Below are 8,445 nucleotides of genomic sequence, written 5' to 3'. Positions count from 1 at the left end.
TAGTCGGGGGTGATGCCCCAGGAGTGGAGCAGTCGGAAGAGTGCGACTTCGACCGCGAACAGTGCGGGCTGGGTGAATTCTGTGCGGTCCAGGTCCTCGCCGCTTGTGATGACGTCGTTCAGCGGGCGTGGCAGGTGGGTGTCCAGTGCGGTCGCGACTTCGTCGAATGCCCTCGCGAACGCCGGGAACGCGGCGTAGAGCTGTCGGCCCATGCCGAGCCGTTGCGCGCCCTGCCCGGTGAACAGGAAGGCCGTTCCGCCCGGCCGGCGGACCTGGGACGGCTGGACACCGTCGCCTTCCGCCAACGCGCGTGCGGCTTGGACGAGTTCCTCGTGATCGGCACCGGTCACCACGGCACGGTGGTCGAACGCCGCCCGTTCCGTCGCCAGTGAGAGAGCGACGTCCTGCGTCGACAGGTAGGGGTGGGCCTCCAGGTGGGCCACCAGCCGCGCCGCCTGGTCGCGGACCGCCTGCACGCTCTTGCCCGACAACACCCAGGGGACGACGGGGAGGGTGAACTGGGCCGGATCGGCGTCCGGGGCGTCCTCGGCGGGAGCCTGCTCGACGATGACGTGGGCGTTGGTGCCGCTCACGCCGAAGGCGGAGACGCCCGCGCGGCGCGGCCGGCCGGTCGCGGGCCACTCCCGTGCCTCGGTCAGCAGCTCCACCGAGCCCGCATCCCAGTCCACGTGGCTGGACGGCTTCTCCACGTGCAGCGTCCGCGGCAGCACCCCGTGCCGCATCGCCTCGATCATCTTGATCACACCGCCCACTCCGGCGGCAGCGACCGAGTGACCGATGTTCGACTTGAGCGAGCCCAGGTAGAGGGGGCGACCGGCGGGCCGCCCCTGACCGTAGGTGGCGAGCAGCGCGTGGGCTTCGATGGGGTCGCCGAGGCGTGTGCCGGTGCCGTGTGCTTCGACGGCGTCGACGTCGTTGGTGCTCAGGCCGGCGTTGGCCAGGGCCTGTCGGATGACGCGTTCCTGGGAGGGGCCGTTGGGTGCGGTCAGGCCGTTGCTGGCCCCGTCCTGGTTCACCGCCGTACCCCGGATCACCGCCAGCACCCGGTGGCCGTTCTTCCGCGCGTCGGAGAGCCGCTCGACCACGAGCAGGCCGACGCCCTCGGACCAGCCGGTGCCGTCGGCGTCGTCGGAGAAGGACTTGCAGCGGCCGTCGGCGGCCAGCCCGCGCTGGCGGGAGAAGTCCACGAAGCCGCTCGGGGAGCCGGAGACGGTGACGCCGCCCGCGAGGGCGAGCGTGGACTCGCCCGAGCGCAGCGACTGCACGGCCATGTGCAGGGCCACGAGGGAGGAGGAGCAGGCCGTGTCCACGGAGACGGCCGGGCCCTCCAGGCCGAAGGTGTAGGCGATCCGGCCGGAGGCCACGCTGGAGAGCTTGCTCGTCATGAGGTAGCCCTCCAGCTCCTCGGGACCTTCGCGGTCGAGGTAGCTCTGTTCCACGAGGCCGGCGAACACGCCGGTGCGGCTGCCCCTGAGGGCGGCCGGGTCTAGGCCGGCGCTCTCCAGCGCCTCCCACGCGGTCTCCAGCAGTACGCGCTGCTGCGGGTCCATGCCCAGGGCCTCGCGCGGCGAGATGCCGAAGAAGGCCGCGTCGAACTCGGCCGCCCCGTCCAGGAACCCGCCCTCACGGGTGTAGGACTTGCCCGCCCTGCCGGGCTCCGGGTCGTACAGGCCCTCGATGTCCCAGCCGCGGTCGGTGGGCCAGGGGGTGATGCCGTCCACCCCGTCGGCGACGAGCCTCCACAGTTCTGCGGGCGAGGTCACCCCGCCCGGGTAACGGCACGCCATGCCGATGACGGCGACGGGCTCGTCCTGACCGCCTTCCAGCTCGGTGATCCGCTGCTTGGCCTTGTGCAGGTCGGCGGTCACCCACTTCAGGTACTCGACCAGCTTCTCCTCGTTGGTCTGTTGGTCGGTCCGTCCCGTGGCGGCGGGGGTCTGCTGGGCCCGGTCGTTGGACTCGGTAGCCATGCTGGTTCGTTTCTCCTCGGTCCGGGCGGGAGCGCCACGGGGGCGCTCCCGCCGAGGTTCAGTTGGCGGAACGGCCGAGCTGGTTGTCGATGAAGGCGAAGAGGTCGTCCGCCGTGGCGGCCTCGATGGACCCGGTGACGTCCGACGGGTCGTCCGCGGGCGTGTCCGCGGCCGTGATCCGCCCCAGCAACTCCTTCAGCCGGGCGGCGACCGCCGAGCGGGTCTCCTCGTCGTCGGGGGCGTCCGCGCCGAGCAGTGCCGCCTCCAGGCGGTCGATCTCCGCCAGGACGGAGATCCCGCCCGGTGCGTCGCCCAGGTCCAGCCGGCCCAGCAGGTGGGTGGCGAGCGCCTCGGGGTTCGGGTGGTCGAACACCAGCGTGGAGGGCAGCCGCAGCCCGGTGGCGGCCGTCAGCCGGTTACGCAGGTCGACGGCGGTCAGCGAGTCGAAGCCGAGGTCCTGGAAGGCCCGCTGGGCGGCGACCTGGTGGGCTCCGGCGTGGCCGAGCGCCGCCGCGACCTCGCCGCGCACCAGGTCGAGCACTACGGGCTCGCGCTCCTCGGCGGGCAGGGCGGCCAGCCGTTCCCGCAGCGAGACCCGGCCGGTGGCGGTGCCCGTGGCGTCCGCGCCGTGCGCGGCGCCCCGGCGGCTCGGCACGGGGACCAGGTCGCGCAGCGCGGCCGGTACCCGGCCGTGCGCCCGCAGGGCCGCGAGGTCCAGTGGCAGGGCCACCAGCTGGGCCGCGCCGTCCGCGACTGCCGCGTCGAGCAGGCCGAGGCCCTCCTGGACGGGGATGAGCCGGAAGCCTTCCCTGGTGTAGCGCTTGTGGCCCGCTTCGCCGAGACCGGCGTTGATGCCGCCGCCGATCTCGGCGGGGTCCCACAGGCCCCAGCCGATCGCGGTGGCCGCGAGGCCCTGCGCGGCACGCAGTCCGGCCAGTGCGTCGACGAACGCGTTGGCGGCGGCGTAGTTGGCCTGCCCCGGTCCGCCGAGGACGCCCACGCTCGACGAGAACAGGACGAAGGCGGACAGGTCCTGGTCCCGCGTCAGTTCGTGCAGGTGCCAGGCCGCATCGGCCTTGGCCGCGAGGACCCCGGTCAGGTTCGGTGCGGTCAGGTCGGCGATCAGCCCGTTGTCGAGGACGCCCGCGGCGTGGACGACCGCGGTGAGGGGGTGCTCGGCGGGGATGCCGTCCAGGACGGCCGCGAGCGCGGCACGGTCCCCGGCGTCGCAGGCCGTGACGGTGACCCTGGCCCCCGCCTCGGCCAGCTCCGTGACCAGGGCCTCGGCGCCCGGGGCGGCCGTGCCCTCCCGGCTGAGCAGCAGCAGGCGCCGTACGCCGTGCTCCGCCACCAGACGGCGGGCCACCAGAGCGCCGAGCGCGCCGGTGCCGCCGGTGATCAGAACGGTCCCTTCGGGGGACCGGGCGAAGCCGGGGACGGACGGGCCGGCAGCGGATCGAGCGGGGGCGGACCGGGCGGCGGCGGTGGAGTCGCCGCGGCGCAGGCGCGGCACGCGGATCCCGGCGTTGCGTACGGCGGCCTCCGGCTCGCCGGCGGCGACGACCGCCGACAGCAGCGCGTCGAGCTCGTGCGGGTCGCCCTCGCCACCCGCCGGCCGCTCCTGGTCGAGCAGGAAGATCCGGCCCGGTGCCTCGGCCTGCGCGGAACGCAGGAGGCCCCGGACTGCGGCACCGGCCAGGTCGGTGACCTCCTCGGCGCCGACGGCGACGGCACCGCGGGTGACCACGGCCAGCGGGACGTTCCCGAGTCGCTCGTCGGCCAGATACGCCTGGACAAGGGAGAGGGCGTCACGGGTGCGCTGGTGGAGGGCTTCGACCACGTCGGTGCCCGACTCGTCGTGAGCCCACACGCGCAGGCCGTCGACGGGAGCACCCGCCGCGATGGCCTCCGCCGCTTCGGAGAGGGTCGAGTAGCTGGTTTCGGTGCCCTCGCCGTCGCCCGGTCCGACGACGGCCCAGCGCAGTGAGGTCTCGGCCGCCGGCAGCTCGGCGGTGCCCCACTCCGTGCGGTACAGCGGCAGGGCCGCCCTGCCGGCGGCGGCGAACCGGTCGTGCGGCACGTCCCGGAAGACCAGGCGGCCGACGGTGAGGACCGGTTCGCCGGCGGCGTCGGTGAGCCGGACGGCCAGGGTGCGCTCGTCGACGGCCCGCCACTGGACACGGACGACCGTGGCACCGCTCGCGTGCAGCCGCACACCGTGCCACTCGGCGGGGACGAGAACGGAGCCCGGCTGGGACGGGGAGACCGCGCCGGCCCGCTCCGCCGCACGGAGGGCCGCCTCCAGCAGCTCCGGGTGCAGTCCGTAGCGGACGGCGTCCGGCAGCAGCTCGTCGGGGAGCGTCACCTCCGTACCGCTGTCGTCACCGACGGGATGCGCCGGGTGGGCGGCGGCGGACAGGGTGCCGTCCGCGTACGCGGTCCAGCGCGCGCCCTCGTCGGCCGGCCGGGCGTACAGGGTGAAGGCACGCGGGCCCGAGTCGTCGGTGCCCGCGACGGCGAGCTGGATCTCGGTCTCGGTCAGCGGGGCGAGGACGAGCGGGGTGTGCACGGTGAGGGAGTCGAGCGTGCCGAGGCCCAGCTCGTCACCGGCGCGTACGACGAGGTCCACGAGCGCGGCGGCGGGCAGGACGGGGGCGTCCAGGACGGCGTGCGCCTCCAGCCACGGATGCGTCTCGACGGAGATCCGGCCACTGAACAACACCTCTTCACCGCCCGCCGGTTCGACCTTGGCGGCAAGCAGGGGATGACCGAGCGAACCCCATCCGCGCCCCTCGTCGCCCGGGGCGGCGTCCCTGCGCTCCAGCCAGTAGCGCTCGCGCTGGAAGGCGTAGGTGGGCAGGGGTGCCGGGGCCGCGGTTCCGGGACGGAGATAGGCCGGCCAGTCGACGGGTACGCCGGCGGCGAAGGCCTGGGCCACGCCGGAGACCAGGGTCCGGGTCTCGTCGTGGTCGCGGCGCAGGAGGGGGATGGCGGTGGCGTCTTCGAGGGTGTCCTGTGTCAGGGCGGTGAGGACGGCGTCGGGGCCGATCTCCAGGAACACACCGACTCCGGCGTCGTGGAGGGAGGTGAGTGCGTCGGTGAATCGTACGGTGGCGCGGATCTGGTCGGTCCAGTAGCGGGGTGTGGCGAGTTCGTCGGCGGTGGCGAGGCGTCCGGTCAGGGTGGACACCAGGGGGATGCGGGGCGGGTTGTAGGTGATGGTGGCGGCGACCTCGTGGAACTCGTCGAGGATGGTGTCCATGTGGGGGGAGTGGAAGGCGTGGGAGACGGTCAGGAGTCTGGTCCTGGCGCCCTTGGCCCGCCAGTGCTCCATGACCTCGGTGACGGCGTCCTCGTCGCCGGACACGACCGTGGCGCGGGGGCCGTTGACGGCGGCGACGGAGACGCGCTGGGCGCCGTGGGGGAGGAGGGAGGCGCTGACCTCGTCCGCGCCGGCCTGGATGGCGGCCATCGCGCCGCCTTCGGGGGCGGCCTGCATGAGTCGTCCTCGTGCGGCTACCAGTCGTGCGGCGTCTTCGAGTGAGAGGACGCCTGCGGCGTGGGCGGCGGCGAGTTCGCCGATGGAGTGGCCGGTGACGTAGTCGGGGGTGATGCCCCAGGAGTGGAGCAGTCGGAAGAGTGCGACTTCGACCGCGAACAGTGCGGGCTGGGTGAATTCTGTGCGGTCCAGGTCCTCGCCGCTTGTGATGATGTCGTTCAGCGGGCGTGGCAGGTGGGTGTCCAGTGCGGTCGCGACCTCGTCGAATGCCCTCGCGAACGCCGGGAACGCGGCGTAGAGCTGTCGGCCCATGCCGAGCCGTTGCGCGCCCTGCCCGGTGAACAGGAACGCCGTTCCGCCCGGGCGGCGGACCTGGGACGGCTGGACACCGTCACCCTGCGCCAACGCGCGTGCGGCTTGGACGAGTTCCTCGTGATCGGCACCGGTCACCACGGCACGGTGGTCGAACGCCGCCCGTTCCGTCGCCAGTGAGAGAGCGACGTCCTGCGTCGACAGGTCGGGGTGGGCCTCCAGGTGGGCCACCAGCCGCGCCGCCTGGTCGCGGACCGCCTGCACGCTCTTGCCCGACAACACCCAAGGCACAAGCGGCAGTTCGCTGCGCTCGGTGACGCCCTGCTCCTCGGTGGCAGCCGGGGGTTCCTCGATGAGGACGTGGGCGTTGGTGCCGCTGATGCCGAAGGAGGAGATGCCCGCGCGGCGGGGCCGGCCGTCGGTCGCGGGCCATTCGCGTGCCTCGGTCAGCAGTTCCACCGCACCGGCTTCCCAGTCCACGTGGCGGGACGGGTTGTCCGCGTGCAGTGTCGGCGGCAGTACGCCGTGGCGCATGGCCTCGATCATCTTGATGACGCCGCCGACGCCGGCGGCGGCCTGTGAGTGGCCGATGTTCGACTTGAGTGAGCCGAGGTAGAGCGGCCGGTCGGTGGTCCGGTCGCGTCCGTAGGTGGCGAGCAGTGCCTGGGCTTCGATGGGGTCGCCCAGGCGTGTGCCGGTGCCGTGTGCTTCGACGGCGTCGACGTCGTCGGTGCTCAGGCCGGCGTTGGCCAGGGCCTGTCGGATGACGCGTTCCTGGGAGGGGCCGTTGGGTGCGGTCAGGCCGTTGCTGGCCCCGTCCTGGTTCACGGCCGTACCGCGGATGACCGCCAGTACGCGGTGGCCGTTCTTCCGCGCGTCGGAGAGCCGTTCGACCAGGAGCAGGCCGACGCCCTCGGACCAGCCGGTGCCGTCGGCGTCGTCGGAGAAGGACTTGCAGCGGCCGTCGGCGGACAGACCGCGCTGGCGCGAGAACTCCACGAAGGTGGCGGGTGTGGCCATGACCGTGGCACCGCCGGCGAGGGCCAGGTCGCACTCGCCGTTGCGCAGGGCGCCCGCGGCCATGTGCAGGGCGACGAGCGAGGAGGAGCAGGCCGTGTCGACCGTGATCGCAGGGCCCTCGAAACCGAAGGTGTACGACAGCCGGCCGGAGGCGACGCTGCCCGCGCTGCCCGCGGCGAGATAGCCCTCCAGTTCCTCCGGGACGGACCCGGTGGCGGTGGCGTAGTCGTGGTACATCACACCGGTGAAGACACCGGTGCGGCTGCCGCGCAGCTCGGCCGGGACGATGCCCGCGTTCTCCAGCGTCTCCCAGGCGGTTTCCAGCAGCAGGCGCTGCTGGGGGTCGGTGGCCGTCGCCTCGCGCGGCGACATGCCGAAGAACTCCCGGTCGAACAGGTCCGCGTCGTGCAGGAAGCCGCCCTCGCGGACGTACGACGTCCCCACCTGGTCCGGGTCCGGGTCGTACAGCTTCTCGATGTCCCAGCCCCGGTTGGACGGGAATCCACTGATGGCGTCGACCCCGTTGGCGACCAGCTCCCACAGGTCCTCGGGAGAGGACACACCGCCCGGGTAACGGCACGCCATTCCGACGATCGCGATCGGTTCAACGGAGGCGGAGTCCGCGGTGACGGCGACGGCCCCGGAGACCTCCTCGCCGAACAGTTCGGAGGCCAGGTGTGCGGCGAGGGCGGCGGGGCTGGGGTGGTCGAAGACCAGGGTGCTCGGCAACCGTAGTCCGGTCGCGTTGTTGAGCTGGTTGCGCAGTTCGACCGCGGTCAGTGAGTCGAAGCCCAGGTCTTGGAAGGCGCGTTCGGCGTCGACGGCTCCGGCGTCGGCGTGTCCGAGGACCGCGGCGACCTGGGTGCGTACGAGGTCGATCAGGGCATGTTCGCGCTCCTCCTGGGACAGGGCGCCCAGGCGCTCGGCCAGCGAGGAGACGGCTGCGCCCCGCGCGTCGTTCGCGCGTCGCGGGCCGATGGGGACCAGGGCGCGGAGGAGCGGGCTGGGCGGCTCGTGCCGTGCGCGCAGGGCCGCGGTGTCGAGGCGACTGACGGCGAGGACCGGTTCGGTGCCCGCGAGGGCGGCGTCGAACAGCTCCATCGCCTCGTCCGTGCCGAGTGGCACGAGCCCCAGGCGCTTGATGCGCTGCAGGTCCGTCTCGTTCAGTTCGCCGCTGATGGTGCTGGTCTGTTTCCACAGGCCCCAGGCGAGGGACACGCCGGGCAGTCCGAGGGCCGCGCGGTGCTGGGCGAGGGCGTCCAGGTAGGTGTTGGCCGCCGCGTAGTTGGCCTGGCCGGCGTTGCCGATCAGGCCCGCGATCGAGGAGTAGACGACGAACGCGGACAGCTCCAGGTCCCGCGTCAGCTCGTGCAGATGCAGTGCCGCGTCCGCCTTCGCCGCCAGTACCGCGTCCAGGCGCTCCGGGGTCAGGTCGGTGAGCACCGTGTCGTCCAGTACGCCCGCGGTGTGGACCACGGCCTTCAGGGGCCGGTCGGCCGGAATCCGCGCCAGGACGTCCGCCAGGGAGTCCCTGTCGGAGACGTCGCAGGCGGCGAGGGTGACCTCGGCTCCGAGCGCGAGGAGTTCGTCCCTCAGTTCCGTGGCACCCGGTGCGTGCGGGCC

2 protein-coding genes are annotated in these 8,445 nt (G+C 73.2%); both read right to left on the bottom strand.

Annotated features, from left to right (window positions below):
• A partial coding sequence (locus tag AB0L21_RS39365) for a type I polyketide synthase (RefSeq protein ID WP_365788748.1) occupies positions 1 to 1,991 on the bottom strand: 1,991 nt, incomplete at its 3' end.
• A gap of 58 nt (positions 1,992 to 2,049) precedes the next feature.
• On the bottom strand, positions 2,050 to 8,445 hold a 6,396-nt coding region (locus AB0L21_RS39360; RefSeq protein WP_365788747.1), incomplete at its 5' end, for an SDR family NAD(P)-dependent oxidoreductase.

The organism is Streptomyces sp. NPDC052721 (assembly GCF_040678315.1).
Classification (GTDB): domain Bacteria; phylum Actinomycetota; class Actinomycetes; order Streptomycetales; family Streptomycetaceae; genus Streptomyces.
The sequence above is the reverse complement of the archived record's forward strand: the minus strand, read 5'-3'. Positions and strand labels throughout refer to the sequence as shown.